This window comes from Acinetobacter sp. ANC 4648 (genome assembly GCF_002135345.1).
GTDB lineage: Bacteria > Pseudomonadota > Gammaproteobacteria > Pseudomonadales > Moraxellaceae > Acinetobacter.
Genome location: NZ_NEGI01000007.1, coordinates 120181 through 140194, shown reverse-complemented (window position 1 = coordinate 140194; position 20014 = coordinate 120181). Strand labels below are relative to the sequence as shown.

19 protein-coding genes are annotated in these 20014 nt (G+C 38.1%); 7 read left to right on the top strand and 12 right to left on the bottom strand.

Annotation, left to right across the window (positions count from 1 at the left end; all coding sequences use genetic code 11):
• Positions 1-26: 26 nt before the first annotated feature.
• The 4 genes from B9T27_RS12810 to B9T27_RS12795 form a co-directional block, all read right to left on the bottom strand.
• Positions 27-1160, bottom strand: coding sequence for a hypothetical protein (locus tag B9T27_RS12810; protein ID WP_086207201.1), 1134 nt, complete (start codon positions 1158-1160; stop codon positions 27-29).
• Positions 1161-1889: 729 nt separating this feature from the next.
• Positions 1890-2591 carry a DsbA family oxidoreductase gene (locus B9T27_RS12805; protein WP_086207200.1) on the bottom strand — a complete coding sequence of 234 codons (702 nt, stop codon included), beginning with the start codon at positions 2589-2591 and terminating at the stop codon, positions 1890-1892.
• A gap of 115 nt (positions 2592-2706) precedes the next feature.
• The gene (locus tag B9T27_RS12800) at positions 2707-3369 is read right to left on the bottom strand and encodes a CDP-alcohol phosphatidyltransferase family protein (protein WP_086207199.1); all 663 of its coding nucleotides are present in this window, start codon (positions 3367-3369) and stop codon (positions 2707-2709) included.
• Positions 3370-3409: 40 nt separating this feature from the next.
• The gene (locus B9T27_RS12795; RefSeq protein WP_086207198.1) at positions 3410-3817 is read right to left on the bottom strand and encodes a hypothetical protein; all 408 of its coding nucleotides are present in this window, start codon (positions 3815-3817) and stop codon (positions 3410-3412) included.
• A 181-nt stretch (positions 3818-3998) separates the two neighbouring features.
• Between B9T27_RS12795 and B9T27_RS12790 the strand changes: the two genes are divergently transcribed.
• Entirely contained in the window at positions 3999-4745 is a 747-nt protein-coding gene (locus B9T27_RS12790) for a hypothetical protein (RefSeq protein ID WP_086207197.1), read from the top strand.
• A 127-nt stretch (positions 4746-4872) separates the two neighbouring features.
• Here the strand turns inward: B9T27_RS12790 and B9T27_RS12785 are convergent, their stop codons facing one another.
• The 3 genes from B9T27_RS12785 to fadB all read right to left on the bottom strand — a co-directional run bounded on the left by B9T27_RS12785 (position 4873) and on the right by fadB (position 9099).
• Positions 4873-5358 carry a hypothetical protein gene (locus B9T27_RS12785; RefSeq protein ID WP_171263400.1) on the bottom strand — a complete coding sequence of 162 codons (486 nt, stop codon included), beginning with the start codon at positions 5356-5358 and terminating at the stop codon, positions 4873-4875.
• 402 nt (positions 5359-5760) lie between these two features.
• Positions 5761-6933 (bottom strand): acetyl-CoA C-acyltransferase FadA, encoded by a 1173-nt coding sequence (gene fadA / locus B9T27_RS12780; protein ID WP_086207195.1) that lies wholly within the window; start codon positions 6931-6933, stop codon positions 5761-5763.
• Positions 6934-6945: 12 nt separating this feature from the next.
• Positions 6946-9099 carry a fatty acid oxidation complex subunit alpha FadB gene (gene fadB, locus B9T27_RS12775; RefSeq protein ID WP_086207194.1) on the bottom strand — a complete coding sequence of 718 codons (2154 nt, stop codon included), beginning with the start codon at positions 9097-9099 and terminating at the stop codon, positions 6946-6948.
• A 664-nt stretch (positions 9100-9763) separates the two neighbouring features.
• On the opposite strand from fadB, the gene uvrC reads away from it, so the two are divergent.
• From uvrC to pgsA, 3 genes are all read left to right on the top strand, one after another.
• On the top strand, positions 9764-11563 hold the full coding sequence (gene uvrC, locus B9T27_RS12770; protein ID WP_086207193.1) for an excinuclease ABC subunit UvrC: 1800 nt from the start codon (positions 9764-9766) through the stop codon (positions 11561-11563).
• Positions 11564-11715: 152 nt separating this feature from the next.
• Complete coding sequence (locus B9T27_RS12765; protein ID WP_086207192.1) at positions 11716-12510, top strand: thioesterase family protein; 795 nt, start codon at positions 11716-11718, stop codon at positions 12508-12510.
• Between the two features lie 113 nt (positions 12511-12623).
• Positions 12624-13211: a CDP-diacylglycerol--glycerol-3-phosphate 3-phosphatidyltransferase gene (gene pgsA, locus B9T27_RS12760; RefSeq protein ID WP_086207191.1), complete on the top strand. Its 588-nt coding sequence runs from the start codon at positions 12624-12626 to the stop codon at positions 13209-13211.
• Positions 13212-13319: 108 nt separating this feature from the next.
• Here the strand turns inward: pgsA and B9T27_RS12755 are convergent, their stop codons facing one another.
• Together B9T27_RS12755 and B9T27_RS14930 are read right to left on the bottom strand one after the other, a co-directional pair.
• Complete coding sequence (locus B9T27_RS12755) at positions 13320-14129, bottom strand: IclR family transcriptional regulator (RefSeq protein WP_086207190.1); 810 nt, start codon at positions 14127-14129, stop codon at positions 13320-13322.
• Between the two features lie 329 nt (positions 14130-14458).
• Positions 14459-14620, bottom strand: coding sequence for a hypothetical protein (locus B9T27_RS14930; protein ID WP_171263399.1), 162 nt, complete (start codon positions 14618-14620; stop codon positions 14459-14461).
• Here B9T27_RS14930 and B9T27_RS12750 point away from each other — a divergent pair.
• From B9T27_RS12750 to B9T27_RS12740, 3 genes are all read left to right on the top strand, one after another.
• On the top strand, positions 14619-16706 hold the full coding sequence (locus B9T27_RS12750; protein WP_086207189.1) for an FUSC family protein: 2088 nt from the start codon (positions 14619-14621) through the stop codon (positions 16704-16706). The genes B9T27_RS14930 and B9T27_RS12750 overlap by 2 nt on opposite strands.
• Positions 16707-16708: 2 nt before the next feature.
• Entirely contained in the window at positions 16709-16915 is a 207-nt protein-coding gene (locus tag B9T27_RS12745) for a DUF1656 domain-containing protein (protein WP_086207188.1), read from the top strand.
• A gap of 68 nt (positions 16916-16983) precedes the next feature.
• Entirely contained in the window at positions 16984-17997 is a 1014-nt protein-coding gene (locus tag B9T27_RS12740; RefSeq protein ID WP_086207224.1) for an HlyD family secretion protein, read from the top strand.
• Between the two features lie 55 nt (positions 17998-18052).
• On the opposite strand, the gene B9T27_RS12735 is transcribed toward B9T27_RS12740, so the two are convergent.
• Genes B9T27_RS12735 through B9T27_RS12725 form a run of 3 tightly spaced genes read right to left on the bottom strand, consistent with a single transcriptional unit; the run spans position 18053 to position 19771 of the window.
• Positions 18053-18766, bottom strand: coding sequence for an SDR family oxidoreductase (locus B9T27_RS12735; protein WP_086207187.1), 714 nt, complete (start codon positions 18764-18766; stop codon positions 18053-18055).
• Between the two features lie 14 nt (positions 18767-18780).
• Positions 18781-19224 carry a Holliday junction resolvase RuvX gene (gene ruvX / locus B9T27_RS12730; RefSeq protein ID WP_086207186.1) on the bottom strand — a complete coding sequence of 148 codons (444 nt, stop codon included), beginning with the start codon at positions 19222-19224 and terminating at the stop codon, positions 18781-18783.
• Positions 19217-19771 (bottom strand): YqgE/AlgH family protein, encoded by a 555-nt coding sequence (locus B9T27_RS12725; protein ID WP_086207185.1) that lies wholly within the window; start codon positions 19769-19771, stop codon positions 19217-19219. Before B9T27_RS12725 ends, ruvX begins: the two co-directional genes overlap by 8 nt.
• Positions 19772-20014 lie beyond the last annotated feature (243 nt).

Genomic DNA, 20014 nt, shown 5'->3' with positions numbered 1-20014 from the left:
AGGATTTCTTAAAAAATATTTAAAAACTAAAACAGTGCTTCTAAACGGATCAATGCACTGAAAAAATTGCTTCGATCTTCTCGATGATCATTAAAATAGTTTAAGTCACCTTGTACAAAAAACCATTCTCGCCATAACGGTTGACGCCAAGATATGAAGGGCCCCCAACTGTTTAAACGTAAATCGCTGTCATTGTAATAACCACCCGTATAGATGCCATAGTTAAACCGATTATTTTGGAAAAATTGATGTTGTCGATAAATACGATTATCCCAAGTCAAATTGTCCTCTTGATCATCTGCATAAGTCAGACTAAATTGACTGGATAAAAAGGCTTCATGAGGACGTGCATGGGTCAGTTCTAAGTTGGTTCTTAAATAATTTTCACTTTTGATTCCATAACGGTAAATTTGTTCTGCATGGAATGAAAAATTATTGGATAAGTCCCAATCTTTTTCAGCCTTTAAACGAGCATAAATATCACTACCTGAACGAATACCAAGATCAGCATCGACGTTAAAAGGTAGTTTTTTACTCATTTGTGACCAACGTAATGCGATTGACCCGTTATCATCTTTAATCTGTTTACGATCCAGACTTTTATTGGAGGTATTAGTGGGATTGTCGTTGGTAATCGCAATATTATTATAAATTTCATTATCTAGAGAGTCATCACCAAAGACCACACTTAAGCGTTTTTCTAAAGTGGGTAGTCGAATTTTTCCTCGAATTCGCGGCTGAATTTCATAATTATCATATTTATTCCAGCTGTTATCAGCCAAAATTCGTAGTGTTGCTGTTGCAGGCTTATCGGGATTGCTTTCTCCAAACCAATTGTCCATTTTGACAGCAGTCTGGTCGGCCCAATTCCGGATAGATTTTTGTGTTTGGTCAGCCCAAGTCCGATTTTCAGTTTCAGTGGTGGTTGGAACCTGGGGCAGGTCAGACTGTTCAGGTAATAATGTGGGGGTGGTATCAATGATCTTCGGAATATAGCTCAGCCAGCCCGAATGATCTTCTTTTATTGTGGGACTGACAGAAGCAGCATTATTTGAAGTTTCCTGAGATACATCTTGTGCACAGCTATAACCACTGAATAAACAGCCGACTAATAGGGCGCAATACTGCTTTGAAAATAAGCGTTTTTTATCTTTAGACATAGTCACTCTTGTTCTAATATTGAATTTATAGGCTTGGAATATGGTGGATATTTAAAGTGTGAAGCAAATCAGGCGATACAAATGGAAATCATACGATGACTTAGTTTTATCAAACTTAGCACTGAAAATAAAGCCTTTGCTATGATAAAAAATAACAGCTGAATAGCGTCTTATTCATTGGCTTAGTTTGTTGAGATTAATAAATTGATTTTATTTGGTTTGTTGGTGATTAAATTTATCTACGAAAGCTAGAATAGCGGAGCTTCTATTCTAGGAATTATCTTTAAAATTATGTACTTAAATTCGAATTTATATAACAGAGTTATTTAGGATGAATCATGCTAAAAAACTGTAGATCATTTGGTCGTAACTTAGTCTCGTCTATTGTTATTTTATATATTGGATATACCTTTAACATGCTGAAAAATCAACCATAGATCTTTGGAGAGCATCCTATTCGCATTATAACTAGATTTATACTTTTAGTTGGCTTAATGATTCAAACCATAGAAACTAAAAATCCTCCAATTTGGAGGATTTCAGTCTTATAAAATAAGAAAAATACAAAAGAAACAACAGCGCATAAATACGTAAAACGTAAATTTAGCTTTAGATTTTAATTAAGTTTAATAAGCTTGAGCAATCCTATTTTTGCAACGCTGCATTGCAAAAATAGAGATATATGCAATTCTCACCAGTTATTCTTACTTGAATAATGATATTTGGGTATTATTTTTGTGGTAGATCACAAGAGTCATCATCGCAAACTGGAGCATCTTCTTGGGTAACGCCATCGTTTTTAGCCGTTGATAATGCTTGTTGCATGACCTGTAAGAACACTTCACGAGGTTGCGCACCTGAAAGTGCCAGTCGTTGATCAAAAACGAAAAAAGGTACACCCGTTACTTTTAACTGTTCATGTGCAGTTTTTTCATCATGACGAACGAAATCTGCAAACTCTTCAGAGTCTAATACGTATTCTACTTCGGTATGATCAAGGCCGATGCGTGAAGCCACATCTTCAACAGTCTCACGCTCACCAATCAGCATGCCTTCAGTCATGTAGGCATGGAAAAAGGCTTCTTCTGCTTCATTACCTAAGCCTTTACTTTGTGCAAGGTGGATAATACGGTGTGCATCAAAGGTATTTCCAGAATTGGCTTGTTCCCAGTTAAATTGGATGCCTTCTTCTGCCGCAACTTGTGCGATATTTCTTTCCATTTCTCGAGTTTGCTCAATGCTACGGCTGTACTTTTTCGCTAAACGTTCAGTATTTGAAGTATCGTGTTTTGCTGGTGCATTGGGATCAAGTTCGAAACTATGCCAAATAATCTCTAATTCAATTCCAGCCTCAGCTGCGACATGTTCTAAGCGTTTTTTGCCGATATAGCAAAACGGGCAAACTACATCTGACCAAATATCTACACGCATGCGAATTCTCAAAAATAATAGATTAAATAAGTAGTGGGGGCTCAACTTTAAAATTTAAAGTTGAGCTGGCTTGAGTGGAGTTAAATTAAACGAAAGAAAATTACCAATAATGAACTTAGTTGGCTTTTTCTAGGTATTGATAGGCTGCGGAAGTACGTCGTAGCAATGTCCAAATACAGCCAAAATTCATGAGGATTAAGGCAATCAGCATGGCATAATCTTGTTGCCAAAAATAATATTCTATAGCGACTAAGATACAGCTGACCGTCAGTAAAGCCATACGCTGTTGCTTTGCCATGGGGCCAGTGAAATTGGATGGCGCGCCAATAGATACAGCCAGTGTACGTACATAGGCAGTTAACACGGCCAATAGTGCTGCCAACCAACCCAGTGTTTCACCCCAAGAGACACATAAAATAGAATAACCTGCAGCAATGATAATGATCGGATCGGAAATACGATCTGGAATATCATTAAATAATTCACCAGAAGCTGTTGATTTTCCACCTTCAATAGCCACCATGCCATCAAATAAATTACATAACAGGCGTGCTTGAATAAACAGCGCTGCTGCGATCATCCAACAGGGGCGGTATGCAAGATTATGTATCGACATAATGAAACAAAATCCTGAAAAAAGTGCAAATACAATACTTAATACAGAAATTTGATTGGGCGTAATCGATTTCTGGCTGAGCCATTTAGCACAATTTTTACTGAGCTGATTACCGCGTACTTTAAGTGGGCGTCTAGCATCGAGTTGATTGGGATCTTGCATGGTATGCTCTCTATTATTCTGTCATTGGTTCTAAATTGATTTAAGGCATTTGATATTGTTTATAGTGTTGGTAGAGCTTGAAATTGGTAAAAATAGCAAAAAGAAAGGCGACAGTTAAAACGGGAGTTAAGGTATATAAAATTGAAGGTGTGCCAATTAAATGATGAACCAAGATGAGAAAACTTCCAGTGAATAACACAGTTAATATTGGTGGCAAGAATAGTTTTATTTTTAAATTTTTAAAATAATTAAATTGTTTATCAATGATAAAGGTCATAAAAAGAGTAATCACAAAGCTACAGATTCCTTGAGTTAAGCCGGAAATGATGCCGTGTTTTAAACTACCTTGTTGGGTGTTGATATAGAAGGTCCAACCGCCCCACAATAAAAAAGCAAAACAGGCAGAGATCAGATTATAGCGACGACTGGTTTTTATGATTTGAGTCATGAGGTGATTGAACGTTAAATATTGATGATATTTAATACGATAAGGTGGTTAAAAGACAAGCACTATATATAATGATTTATTTTTCAATTGCTTGAAGTTAATTGCTTGAAAAACATTCAATAAACTCAAAAATATAGTTATGCTAAAACCAAATTCATTAAAAAAATAATTTGAGGTGTTTATGCGCCGTATTTTAATTGTTGTCGGAATAATACTGCTTGTCATTGCGGCCTTTCTATATATTGAACATTCCTCGGTGAAACGCAATGAAGCCAATCGTCAGATGTTTGATGTGGTGATGTCTGAAAAAATGAATGAACTTTATAGTCAAGCACAAGACTGGTCTAAGCCAGTACAACTGAATGTGCATGATGATCGTTTAAATGGTGACTATAAGATTTTATCAGAATTTTTATTGAACTATTGGATGAGCAACGTTGAAACTCGTAATCAATATTTACGTGAGCTGAAAGCCGCGAAGTGGGATCAGTTTTTAGATGTGAACCGTTTGGATGCTGATCGTAAGAATGGCTATAAAGAAACTGAAAATATGCTCAAAGTTGCACATAAAGTGACGGAACAGTATCAAAAACAAAATTTACAGAATAAGAAAGAGGCTTTAGCCAAAGCCAAATCTTTACCGATTGATCGAGATATACGTGACCCATTACAGGCTAAATTAGAACAAAATTTAAAAGTTGATCAAGAAAATTCTTTGATTTTACTAGAGTTACAAATCCTAACCAAAGCTGATGCAATGTTTGAAATGTTGAAGAGTTACAAGTGGCAAAAGCAGGGTGATAAAATTTTATTTGCTCAAGATGCACAAGTAAAACAGTTTAATGCGTTATATCAGGATATTTTGCGGTTAAATCTAGAAATTGAGCAGAAGAAAAAGCAAAATACTTTAGCCGTGCAACAACAATGATCGGAGTTAGGGATTCATTCCAGAATTACTGATCATGATGCTTTATTTAAGCATATATTTCGATCTAAAAAAGGATCTCTAATAAGTAGAGATCCTTTTTTAGATAACTTAAAGAAGTGTATTTAAATTAATCTGCTTTCTTTTTGAACCAAGAAAAGAAAGATTTTTTAGTTTTTTCAGCTTTTTCAACAGTCGCATCTTTTACTTCAGTCGCTTTCTCAGCAGTTGCTTCGCTCAATTGTTCTGTTTTTTCAACAGTCGCGTCTTTTACTTCAGTTGCTTTCTCAGCAGTTACTTCACCTAATTGTTCAGCTTTTTCAACAGTCGCATCTTTTACTTCAGTCGCTTTCTCAGCAGTTACTTCACTTAATTTCTCAGCTTTTTTAACAGTTGCATCTTTCACTTGTACTGCTTTTGTTTCAACAGCATGTGCTGCAACTAATGTTTTCTCTTTTGCTGCAGATACAACTTGAGCAGCATCCGCTTCAACTTGTTCTACAGGCGTTTGTGTCGTTTTGATAGATACTGCAGGTGTAGTTTCAACAGTTGCTGCGATTGCAGTTGCAGAACTAACCAGTAAAGCAATAGATAAAGTGGTTTTGATCATATTCATGGGAGGCATCCTGAATTTATTGTGTGAAGTTTTGAAAGGTCAGTATGGTATCGCTTATTGGTGTTGAGTTTAGACAAGTAAAGAAATTTTTCAAATTAAGTGCATGTAAAACAAACCAAAATTACAGAGGTATAACATTTTGTTGCACAGTAGATACATGTTTTGATTTTTTTATTTAAACAATCGTGTGTAAAAAAGTATCCATCAGCTCATTTTATCTGTATTTATTTATAAATATTAATATAAAACAATGGATTTTTTTTAAAATTTGGCACAGTTACTGAGACTTTTATATGGGATTGGTGAGAGTAAAAATGTTGTTTTGAAATACTATAGGTTAAAAAATTAAGGATAAAAAATCCCCGCATTAAGCGGGGATTTTTTATTGATCAATCGTATTGATTAAACACGTTCGATAATCGTTGCAATACCTTGACCAAGACCGATACACATCGTCGCAAGACCAATTTGAGTATCTTGTTGCTCCATGACATTTAGTAATGTCGTGGTGATACGTGCACCAGAACAACCCAATGGATGACCTAACGCGATTGCACCACCATTCAAGTTAATGATGTCTTGCTTGTCATAAATGCCTAAGCCTTTCATAACAGACAAGCCTTGAGCCGCAAATGCTTCATTCAATTCAATCGTTTGAATATCATTCATAGTCAAGCCAGCACGTTTAAGCGCTTTTTGAGTTGCTGGTACAGGACCATAACCCATAATTGCCGCATCACAACCTGCAACAGCCATAGAGCGAATCACAGCACGTGGTTTTAAACCAAGTGCTTGAGCGCGTTCAGCAGACATCAATAACATTGCAGAAGCACCATCAGACAAAGCTGATGACGTTGCAGCAGTTACCGTACCACCTTTAGGATCAAATACAGGACGTAAAGCTTTGAACGTTTCAATGTTGGCATCTGGACGAATCACTTCATCGATGTCACATAGGATTTTGAAGCCATTGGCATCATGACCTTCAACACCGACGATTTCATTTTTGAAACGACCTTCTTGCGTTGCAGCCCAAGCACGACGATGCGATTCAACACCAAAGGCATCTTGCTCTTCACGGGTAATACCGTTCATACGACCTAACATTTCAGCCGTTAAGCCCATCATGTTCGATGCTTTTGCATAATGCTTAGATGCTTCTGGGTTTAGGTCGATGCCGTGCATCATACCTACGTGACCCATATGCTCTACACCACCGATGATGAAAACATCACCTTGGTTAGTCGCAATTTGTGCCGCAGCAGTATGAATAGACTGCATAGATGAACCACAAAGACGGTTTACAGTTTGACCTGCAACCGTTTTTGGTAAATCAGCCAATAACGCAATGTTACGACCGATGTTCATGCCTTGTTCTAAAGTTTGGTTAACACAACCCCAAATTAGGTCTTCAACTTCATTAGTATCAAACTGATTACGAGCAACTAAAGCACGTACTAATTCAGCAGATAAGCTGTCAGCACGAACATTGCGGAACATACCGTTTTTGGTTTTACCCATTGCTGAACGTACGCCATCAACGATGACAACGTCACGGGGATTTAAAGTAGCCATTCACGTTGCTCCTTAACCGTAGAATTTTTTGTTGTGAGTAGCCATATTACGCAACATCTGTGGCGCTTCATAAGCTTTACCTAAGTGAGCATACTTGTCGCAAAGCGCAACATACTCAGCTACACCCGTTTGGTCGATGTAACGGCATGGGCCACCACGGAATGGAGGGAAACCAACACCCATAATCATTGCCATATCTGCTTCAGCAGCGGTAGCAACGATGTTGTCTTCTAAGCAACGAACTGTTTCGTTACAGAAAGTCAGCATCATACGATCAATGATTTCTTGTGCATCAAACTCGTGTTTTTCAGTCGTTGCCATAGATGCAACAAGCTCATACGCTGTTGGATCAACAGTTTTCGCTTTCTTACCTTTACGATCAAGTTCGTACTTGTAGAAACCAACGTCATTTTTTTGACCAAGACGTTTGTTTTCGTACATGATTTCAATCGCGCCTTTGTAGCTAGGCTTCATGCGGTCTGGGAAACCTTCTGCCATGACTTCAGCACCATGAACACCTGTATCAATACCGACAACGTCGATAAGATAAGCAGGGCCCATTGGCCAACCGAATTTTTCCATGACTTTGTCGACTTGTTGGAAGTCAGCGCCATCTTTAAGCAGTAGGTCAAATGCACCAAAGTAAGGGAACAAGACACGGTTTACAAGGAAGCCTGGGCAGTCATTGACAACGATTGGTGTTTTACCCATTTTTTGAGCAAGAACCACAGTCGTCGCGATTGCTTCATCCGATGTCTTTTCACCACGAATCACTTCTACCAATGGCATCATGTGTACTGGGTTGAAGAAGTGCATACCAACGAAGTTTTCAGGGCGTTGTAGCGATTCAGCCAAACGTGTAATTGAAATCGTAGAAGTATTTGATGCAATAATGGTATTTTCACGAACTGATTTTTCAGTATCCGCAAGTACCGCAGCTTTAATCTTCGGATTTTCAGTCACAGCTTCAATCACGATATCCACGTCTTTAAACTCATCTAAGCTTAAAGTTGGGCGGATACGCGCCAATGTTTCACCCATTTTTGCAGGGGTCATCTTTTTGCGTTCAACTTGTTTAGTCAACAGTTTAGTTGCTTCAGACATACCCAATGCTAATTGTGGATTTCCAATATCTTTCATGATAATTGGTGTGCCTTTGCTTGCCGCTTGGTAAGCAATACCGCCACCCATGATACCCGCGCCCAATACAGCAGCTTGGTTAACAGGATGTGCACCTTTCTCATGTTTTTTAGAGGTTTTCTTCACCAGTTGGTCATTGAGGAATAAACCAATCAATGCGCCCGCTTGTGGAGTAACTGCTGCTTTAGCAAATGCTTCAGCTTCAGCTTTAAGTGCTTCATCACGTGGCAGACTTGCGCCCGCTTGTAAAGAATCAAGTAAAAGTTTTGGTGCAGGGTATTGAGCAGGATTGGCTTTAGCAAGAACCACGCCTTTAGATGAGTTAAACGCCATCATCTGTTCAAGCATGTCTAATTTAACAGGCTCTAATTTTTCTTGACGTTTTGCTTTCCAGTCTAAACGACCTGAAATAGCTTGTTTAACTAAATCAATTGCAGCATCTTGTAATTTGTCAGCAGCAACAACCGCATCGACAGCGCCATCTTTGAGTGCTGCTTCTGGACGTTTGTTTGCAGAAGTTGCAATCCACTCAACTGCATTATCAATACCAATAACACGGCTTAAACGAACTGTACCACCGAAACCAGGGATGATCCCAAGCTTCACTTCTGGTAAGCCAACTTGAGCAGCTTGAGACATAACACGGTAGTCACAGACTAAGCACATCTCGAAACCGCCACCCAATGCAATACCATTGATTGCAGCGACTTTAGGAATTTCTAAATCTTCAAAACTATTAAACACGTCGTGAACAGGCATTGCCCATTCTACAATTGCTTTTTCACCTTGAGCGAAGTTGTCGCCAAACTCAGTGATGTCCGCACCTACAATAAATGTAGATTTAGCAGAAGTAACGATTAAACCTTTGATAGAACTGTCAGCTTTAACGGCTGCAATTGCGGCTTTAAAATCTTCAATCGTTGCACGGTTGAATTTGTTAACCGACTCACCTTGTAAGTCAAAGCGGAATTCTGCAATTCCGTCCGCAAGCATTTGGACGGTAATGGCATTGCCAGCGTGGATCATGCCCTGATCTCCTTTTTTGGAGGACTTCTAAGTTGATGTTTTGAAGTATGTGTACTTTTTCCACACATATTTTTACTTCACTAATCTTACGATAACTATAGCTAAAAAGAACATAACAAGTTGTATCAAGCCGTGACGCAAGGGTCATCAATTTTTTTGTAGCAATATTTTGTAATCTGTCGCTTTAAATGTTATCTGATCTTTAAAAAAATGATGAAGTTTTTGTTTTAGTAAATTTTTTTATTCAATTGTGAACTTTAAAATGGAGGATGAAATACTTAAATACTTGTCTCAAAAATGAGAGATATTAGGTCAAAATGGTCAATAGCCTAAAAAATTAAAGCTGAGCTTTTTAGATTCGTTTTCTGCAAAATAGTTGAATAAGTCCGTTTATGTACTAAGTTAACGTCTTTTATGGCTCGTATTTAAACTTTGCCAAGAATTTTGACATTCGTCCAGTTGAGCTTTATGCCTATGATGTTTTATCTAAGCGATCTGCACTATATTTCGCTGTGGACATATTTATTTCCGTAAGAAGCATCAAAGGTTTCACGTGAAATTAAGTGCTATTTTCAGAGTTTATAGGTTGAAGATCGTAAATTCGCTTGAAAAAGGTGCTAAAAGCAGCACATTATGTCTTGGTAATAAGGATGATAGGTCTGCTGTGAACGAAAATGCACGTGAAAATATCGAAAAGATTTTAGCCAGTATGACCCAACTGCCAGGCGTATATAAAATGCTTGGGAAAGAGGGCGAGCTTTTATATGTAGGCAAAGCTAAAAATCTAAAAAATCGTGTATCAAGCTATTTTGTTAAAAACATTGAGCATCCTAAAACACAGGCTTTGGTGGCTCGAATTTATGATATTGAAACTTTAATCGTTCGTTCTGAAACAGAAGCACTCTTACTTGAACAAAATCTGATTAAGCTGCATCGTCCGCCCTACAATATTATGCTGCGGGATGATAAATCCTATGTCTATATCTTTGTTTCAGCAGATCAACCTTATCCCCGCATTGCCAGTGGTCGTGGCAAGGGTAAGCATCAGGTCGGTAAGTTTTTTGGGCCGTATCCTAGTGCTTATAATGCACGTGATACATTGTTGGTCTTACAAAAATTATTTAATGTCCGGCAATGTGAAAATAGTTATTTTTCACAACGTAAACGACCCTGTTTGCAATATCAAATTAAACGTTGTACCGCACCGTGTGTCGGACTCATTTCTCCTGAAGATTATCAAGCCGATGTAAAAGACTCGATTCGTTTTTTACAAGGCGATACGAAAGAACTGAATCAGGAGTTGATTCGTAAAATGGAGCAGGCAGCAGAAAGCTTAGAGTTTGAAAAAGCCGTATTTTACCGTGACCGTATGGCATTGTTACGTGAAGTACAGTCGCAACAGGCGATTTATAAACTAAAAGGTGAAGCTGATATTCTGGCAATTGCTTATCAGGCTGGGGTTACCTGCGTACAGATTATGCATGTGCGGAATGGCAAAATGTTAGGCGGTAAAAGCTATTTTCCAGATATGTTAGATGATGACTTAGGGCAAATGTTATCTGATTTTATGGCCAACTTTTATTTCCAAGTGGCAGATGAAGTTCCAACTGAATTGATTATTAATGTCGACATTCCAGATCGGAAAGAAATGGAACAGGCATTACAACAACAATTTGAGAAAAAAATTCAGATTAAGCCAAATGTTCGTGAAACGCGTGCGGAGTGGCTCGAGTTGGCCGAGATGAACGTGCAACATGCGATTAAAGGTAAGTTAGCGAATCATTTGGAACTGAATGAACGTTTCCATCAATTGGAAACCATATTGGATCGGCCTATTGATCGTATCGAGTGTTTTGATATTTCACATACCATGGGAGAAGCGACGATTGCATCTTGTGTGGTCTTTGATACTGGCGGTGCGCGTAAGCGTGATTATCGCCAATTTGCGATTAATGATATTACCGCAGGCGATGATTATGCAGCAATGCGCCAAGCCTTAACCCGTCGTTATAAAAAAGCCATGTTACCTGACTTGCTGTTGATTGATGGGGGGAAGGGACAGTTAAATATGGCGAAAGAGGTGATGCAGGAACTGGGTTTAGACGCTTTTATGGTTGGAGTATCCAAAGGAGAGGGACGTAAACCTGGCTTAGAAACGCTGCATTTTACCGATGGTACTAAAATCCAATTACCTGAAGACAATAAAGCCTTACATTTAATTCAGCAGGTACGTGATGAAGCTCATCGTTTCGCGATTACCAAACATCGTGCCAAAAGAGATAAACGCCGTGGCGGTTCAGTGCTTGAAGCGATACCAGGGCTTGGCCCTAAACGTCGACGTGATTTATTGACGCATTTCGGTGGTATTCAAGGCGTACTCAAAGCCTCCGAGAATGATTTAAAATTGGTTCCAGGTTTGGGGGATGTCATGGCACGAACGATTTATAAGATTTTGCATGAATAGTGTCGCCTAATCGCTAGTATCTAGAATGCGGCTCTGTAAAAAGTAAGGTGATTTGCCACAATGCTCACTGACGCATCAGTCATTGATCATTCACAACACTAGGTACAATATGAAATAGTAGCGGATATAGAATAATCGCTTGAGGATCAGCAATGTCATTAATCCAAATTTTCAAAGACATTGAACAAAATGAATGGATTGATATTCCGAAAGGATGGTTACAAGGACGGACTATTTTTGGTGGTTTAGTCGCGGGTTTATTGATGCATAAAGCGGTTGCCACCATCAATGATCCCTCAAAGCATTTATTGAGTGTCAGTGTGACTTTTGTTGGACCGGTTCAAGAGGCCAAAGTTAGACTAACGGCTGAAATATTAAGACAAGGTAAATCAGTCACCACCATTGAAGTCCGCTTATGGCAAGACGATGCGGTACAGAGTATTTTATTGGCAAGTTTTGGTAGGCATCGTGAATCGAGCATTCATGTTCGAAATGAAATTCAAGCACCTGATTATCCTACGGTTGATGAATTAAAAATTCTGCCCAAGAATGCTTTTGCACCACAATGCTTTCAACAATTTGAATTGGCTTGGGCTGAGGGGCATTATCCATGTTCAGGCAGTGAAAAGCCTGATTTTGGCGGATGGTTTAGATTTGATCCGGAATTACATGAGAATAGAACCATGTCCGTTGCAGATCTCATGACTTTATTTGATGTATGGCCGCCAGGCGTATTACCGATGTTTAAAAGTATGCTACCTGCAAGCACGCTCACATGGCATGTGACTTATGTACATCCAATTCAACATCAAATACACGACTGGTTTAAATATAAAGTCGTGACGGAATATGCGGGTGATGGCTATGCAACTGAATATGCACATATTTGGGATGCTGATAATCGTTTAATTGCGATTTCTAGACAAACCGTGACGGTATTTGCCTAGTCGACAGTTTCACGTGAATCGTTTAAAGTATTGGCAAGATTAGAGGTTTTCTCTATACAGCTTTTTTCCTATAACACATATATAGGTAATTAGGGGACAAACTGGCGGTGTCTATGACTACAGGTCGAATCCTGAATATTCCAAATATCTTGACGCTGGCACGAATTGCGTTAATTCCAGTATTTTTAATTATTGCGTATTGGCCACCTGCAATTGGGGTTGGTGGTCATGAAGGCAGTATCATGCGGCATATGATTTTGACTGCTGTTTTTGTCATTGCTGCAGTGACTGATTGGCTAGATGGATATCTGGCACGTACCTTGAATCAATCTTCGGCATTTGGGCGCTTTTTAGATCCAGTCGCAGATAAATTAATGGTGGCTGCTGCATTGATTGTATTGGTTCAATGGCAACCAAATATTGCTATGGCTTTTGCTGCAATTGTGATTATTTCACGTGAAATTACCGTTTCGGCGTTACGTGAGTGGATGGCTGAATTGGGTGCACGAACCAATGTTGCTGTATCCACTGTTGGTAAATATAAAACGGCCTTTCAAATGATTGCCATTACGGTATTTTTATTGAATTGGCAGCCGCTTGAAATGTTAGCGTATGCGTTGCTGTACACCGCGGTTATTTTAACGTTATGGTCGATGATTATTTATTTAAAAGCGGCTTGGCCATATTTAAAACAACCTTAAACTAAGTCGATCAATCAAAAAAAGCTTTTCATCATGAAAAGCTTTTTTTGTGTTTAAAATTGAATCAACCCTCTAGACTTTCTAGTGAATTGATTGTGGTGTACTCCGTTATTCCAATTTTTCTTCAGTGGTATAATGATAGCCCGTTAACTGGTGATTTTCTGAAAGTGCTAAGAAACGCTTTTCTATTTGTTCAGCATTTTCCTTTAAAATTTCAATTAGTTTATCGATATTAATAAATTCAAAACGATTTTTTGATGCCACCACCGTCAGTGCCAATGGGGCTTCTTTGCTTGAAAATTTTACTGGTACTGATAAGCCTGAAACATTGGGATCGAGTTCACCACGTGATAGATAGTAGCCTTGCTTCTTAATTTTCTTCATTTGTGCAATAAAGGCATCTTCGCTATGCGCAAATCCAACCTCATCTAATTCAGTTGAAAATTTTTGATAGTATTCATGAATTTTTTGCTTAGAGAGATGTGCCATGATGACTTTGGGTGAAGATCCCATAAATACGGGACGAGGGCAGCCGCGCCCATACGAAAGTAGTTGTGCATCTTTAAAAACTTCATGATGAAGGTCAATGCAGTAAGCGCTATTTAAATGGGTCAAAAGGCAGCATAATTCCGTTTTTTCAGAAATTTCCTGCATAAAGGGAATACTAATTTGGACTAAAGGATCAGTGGTCCGTGAAATATAATCCATCACGGCAATTTTCGGCCCTAAAGTGTAGTCTCCAGAAGTACCACTTAAGCGTTGTAAAATATCAGCGGAAACCAATTCTTTCAAATAACGATAACTGGTTGGTTTAGATAAACTGAGTTCTTCACAAATCACGTCAACATTGATGATTGGACGCGAGACAGAAAATAAATCCAGTACGGTGAGAATTTTACCAAAGCTTGAAAGCGCCATTGATGACCTACTATATCGCTGAACATCAGAAAAAAGAATGTAGTGTTACTTTATAACAAAAACTGCGGATATTGCCGAGGAATTTATCAATTGCATATGCGATTTAAAGTATTTTTATACTTTAGCTTTAAATTATGGATCAGTTTATTTTTAAACGTAAAATATATTAAATTTAGATCATATTATCAATATGTGATATTTTAATTAAATAAAAATTTATTTTTAACATTAATTGTAGTATAAATGTCCAATAGTGAATTTACATTGATTTTTTGCTGTAAATTTAGCCAAGCTTTCTCATTTCTATGACTAAACTTTTCTTCAATGGGTTAAATACCGTTCTCCGTATTTGATTTCAGAGTTGCATGATTGAATGTCTCTAGCTCTACACGCCCCATTTGTGCATGTAAATGTTTTCTGTCATTCACAGAAGAATATAAGCATGTAGAGAGGTAACGATATTTCTGTGCATTCAATCGGATCATTTCCATGTTTTTATTCAAACCATTATTGGCTTTTCGACCCAGTAAGATGGATCTTATTTTTGCGACGAAAACTTTTATCGCAGGAATGCTTGCACTTTATATTGCCTTTGCGTTGAATTTGGCATATCCGATGTGGGCAATGGGTACGGTCTTTATTATTGCCAATCCCTATGTCGGAATGATGTCATCCAAAAGTATTTATCGTTTATTTGGAACAGTGGTGGGAGCCATTTTTGCAGTCGCAGTGATGCCATCTCTCATTAATAGCCCCTTGCTGTTGACTTTGGTACTTGCGGCTTGGGTCAGTATTTGTTTGTATATTTCATTGTTAGATCGTACCCCAAGAAGCTATGTTTTCATGCTTGCGGGATATACCGCCGTGCTGATTTGCTTTAATGCAATTGCGTATATCGATACGGTGACGATTTTTGATATGGCATTGGGCCGTTGTTTAGAGATAGCTTTAGGCGTGGTGTGTAGTGCAGTGGTTTCGGTTACGATTTTTCCGATGCATATAGGACCAATATTACAACATCGTATTCATAAAACCATGCAGGATACTAAAGTTGTATTTGATCGTATTTTATCGGATGAGCAGCATCAAGAAAATTACACCACTTTACTGGCTCATATCACGCGAGACACTTCAGATCTTCATGCTATGGCGGTGCATTTGAATTATGAACAATCTAAATTCAAAGGAATGACCAAGCCAATACAAGAACTATTACATCAAGTCACCATGCTGATTGCCAATTTGGTTGCCATGGCTGAACGGTTCAAGCAACTGGATCAAATTGATCTGTCTTATCGAAAAAATTTAAAAAAATTACACGATCATGTTGTGGCTTTTCTCAGTGATGATCATCCCATTCAAGAAGAGGAGTTACATCATTTACCACTGACTTTTGAGGCAGATTTTGATTTGATTTTGCAGCAAGCCAAAGCCGAGCAACATGTTATGTTAAACAGTGTCAAAATGGATATTCGTCATTTTATCCAGAATGTACGTGCTGTGAAATTGATTTGGCAGCGGATTCAAAATGGTGAGCAGAGCTTACCCGAATCCATTACAGCGTTGACGACGACTTACCCCAGTTTACATCGTGATTATGGTGTTGCTATTCGCGGTGCTATTTCTGTCTTTATGACCATATTGATTGCAACGGGACTTTGGATTTTAAGTGGCTGGAAATCAGGTTTTATGATGGCGCAATTGGCTGTGATTTGTGCTTGTATTTTAACGGCATTAGATAATCCAGTACCTGCCTTAAAAGTGTTCGTTCGTGGCAGTGTTTATGCTGCGATTATTATCTTTATTTATGCCTATGGGATCTTTCCTTATGTAACGACGTTCTGGCAATTGGTCGTGGTATTGGCACCTTTCTTGATTTATGTTTTAAGTATGTTTCCACATCCACAATTAGTGGGTTTGGGCTTGCCTTTGGTGATGGGGGCGGTGATGGGGCTGAATTTACATAATAATTATTCATTGGATCAGGTGATGTTTTTTGACAGCTCAATTGGTTCCATCTTAGGTCCTATTATTGCAATTTTTGTCATTCATTTGGTTCGAGCGATGTCTCCAGATATGACAGCTCAGCGAATGCTGTCTGCACATTATAAAGATATGCGTCAGGCCATTGGTATGAATTATGGCTTAGCATTTAGAATCCATTTGCGTGGCATGTTAGATCGAATTGGCTTATTAAATACCAAACAAGTTCAGTCCGATGAACTGAAAGTTGAAATTAATAATGCTTTGATTGAATCCAGTGCCATTATTGATTTATCACGCTTACACGAATTGGTCAAAAAGTTATCTGCTGAGACTGAGGTCATGAATTTGATTGAACAGTTACAACAACAACTCTATCAATGGTTGGAAGATAAATCTAAGAATTGCACCGATAGTAATCAATTTAAAATGATTATGTTACAGCTTCAGAAAGTGAATGTGGCAGCACAAAATATGGGTGATGAAGATCTTCGTCTGCGCATACAAATCTCAGTAAATAATATTCGAAATAGTATTTGTCATGATAATGGTTTAAGTCTGGAAAATGCTGATACCGCTTGGGTTGGAGCATAAATATGGGTGAGCTGAATATTTATGGTGTCTATGTTCCTGTATTTTTAATCCAAGCTATTTTGGCTTATATCCTATTTAAGGTCGTAACTTTAGTGACTGATCAATGGATTGCTAAAGCTTGGATTGCTGCCCCAGGCATATTTCATCTGTGTATTTACATTATTTTATTGGGGTTGGTGCATTGGTTTTTTATTTTGGGTTTAGCTTAAGGACTAAATTTTAGCTATTGAATTGTTCAGGTGGGTTTTAAAGTTTGATGAATAAATGGGTTGCGAGAATGAATACTTTTGATAGACGTAAAGTGATACGACCAATAGCGTTATTGGTGGTTGCTGTGATTGCTATTTTCTGTGTGATACATATTTGGAATTATTATAATGCAGAACCATGGACCCGTGATGGTCGTGTGCGTGGCGATGTGATTCAAGTTTCATCTGATATTGCGGGATTAGTCACGGAAGTTTTAGTTCAGGATAACCAGACCGTGAAAAAAGGACAGGTTCTTTTTAAAATTGATCTTGCACGGCAAACTTTAGATGTTGAACAAGCTAAATCAGATCTTGCTAAGGCAAAATCTGGACTTGCAGAAGCGGAAGCAAGTTTAGCCCAAGCCAAAGCCAATGTGGTGAAATCTCAAGCGAATATCAAACTGACCGATAAAACGGCTAATCGTTATTCAGACTTAATGGAAGGAGCAATTTCGAAACAAGAACAAGATCAGGTCTTTGCAACCCGAGATCAATCTCATGCTGAACATGAACAATTACTTGCGGCGATTGAACAAGTTCATGCCAATATTAAACAGCAACATGCTTTAGTTGAAGCAGCAACCAGTAATTTACATTTGGCACAGCTGAATTTAAATCGAGCTGAAGTCGTTGCACCTGCCGATGGGACATTATCAAATTTTGATCTGCGCGTGGGGAATTATGTCAAAGTTGGACAAGCTGTTGCGGCATTATTAGACCGCAAGCAACTATATGTGGTTGGTTATTTTGAAGAGACAAAACTGAATAAGATTCATGTTGGTGATTCTGCCAGTATTCAATTAATGGGAGATTCACAAAAAATTAAAGGTCATGTACAAGGTGTGGCATCTGGTATTGAAGACCGTGAACGGACTACATCTTCAGGCTTACTGGCTAATGTTAATCCAACCTTTAGTTGGGTGCGTTTAGCACAACGTGTCCCTGTTAAAATTGTATTGGATGAAGTCCCACAAAATGAACTGGCTTTTGTTGCTGGTCGTACTGCAACAGTGCATATTTTAGAAAAGAGCCAAAATAAATAAAACTATTTTCAGTGGCTAAATAAACCCATCGAAAGATGGGTCTACACTTGATCATTTACATATTTAAGTCAGCCATTGCAGGCATATCAATTTCTTTTACACAGGATGCTTGACTGGTCGATAAAATAAATTGAATCGCCAATAGGACATCTTGCAAAGGAATCAATTCTGCATTGGTTTGTCGGACAACATCTTCGCTGCTCGTCTCAAGTGTAAATTCGGTAGCTAAGTAACCTAAATTTATAATACTGATACCAATTTTGTCAGATCTTAAGGTTTCCCGAAGAGAATGAACAATACCTCTAAGTGCATATTTTGTTGCTGAAAACACCACTTCCTTTCCATTGTGATTATCTAAACCCCATGTTGAACCAATTAAAATAATTTTTGCATTTTTAGATTGCTTTAGGTTTTCTATAAAAGACTGAATCGCTAAAATGCAGGAATGTAGATTGGTTTGAAGGAGCTGAGAAATTTCCAAATCGGAACTGTTTTGAAAGTTATAATCTGCACTAAACGCTGCAGCCTCCCAAATTCCTACGTTATAAATTAAATAATCGACTGGCTTGGACTGTATTTGTGCTTTGATTATATCTCTGGCTGATTTAGGTTGGGAGAGATCAGCAGAAATCCAATGAAAATTTGAATGTTGAAAAGTCGGTTTAAATCGAGATATTCCGTAAATAGTATCTTCTGCTTGTGGGATTGCTTGAATAATTGCATGACCTAAACCTTTACTTACGCCATAAACAATAAAAGTTTTAGTCATCTTTATATTCTCAATTAAGGTGTTAAACCTTCAGGGTTTCGATACCAACTTTCAATAAATAAAGCCGCAGCAATGCTATCCGCAGCAAGATTTTTAGCACGCCCCTGAGCCTGATAATGATCTAATTCTTCACGAGCTTCTCGAGTCGTCAAGCGTTCATCAACCATTAAGGTTTCAATATTAGTTTGATGACGTAAACGCCGTGCAAATTTACGTGCACGTGCCGAGAGTTCAGATTCTGAGTCATCCATATTTAACGGTAAACCAACTAAAAATAGATTGGGTTGATGTTGTTTTACGATCTTTAAGAGTTCATCCCAATTCGGAATTCCATCTCTCATCGAGAATAATGCGAGTGGCGTGGCACTTTCAATTATAGAGGAGCCAACCGCCATTCCCATTTTTTGTGTTCCAAAATCAAAAGCAAGAATCAATTGTGGTTGTGATAAATCAGGCATGTCCAATCTCAGAAGATAACCAAGTGCGGTCTACTCCTATTTTACGATATGCGGCATCCCAACGGTCGCTATATGGTAAATTAAAAATTAAATCCATATCAGAATCACAAATTAACCAATCACCACGGGCAATTTCTTCTTCTAATTGATGCTTCGTCCAACTGGCATAGCCCAACGCAATTTGATAACGACCAACTCCCTCATTATGTGCAATTGCATCTAAAATATCTTTACTGGTGGTGATACAAACATTTTCACCCACTGCAATAGATGAATGCCATGTAGGTTGTCCCGTATGTAGAACAAATCCAGCTTCTGGACGCAAAGGTCCACCTTGTAAAACTTCATGCGGATTGACATGATCGGCATTGATATCTAAGTCGTTTAATAATTCTTTAATTTGTAGACCTGATGGACGGTTAATAATAATTCCTTGTGCACCTTCCGCATCGTGGCGAGCTAAATACACGACTGTATTGGCAAAAAAATCATCTACCATGTTGGGAGGGGCAATTAGACAATGATGCATTAAATATTGTTTAGGCACCGAAGAGCTTCTCCTATTTATGACTGAATTTTAATGATTCAGTTTTATCGTATATTCATGTTTTTATTACCATAGCGTATTTAAGCGATATTGAACATGTCATTTCAAATATAAAATAATAAGTAAACATAAATTCTTGAGATGCTACAGCTAGTTTTATATTTATTTTCACTTAAGGTATTAATATAGCAACAGTTCAAATACTGATTTTAATTATTTATAAACTTCTACCGATCATGATGA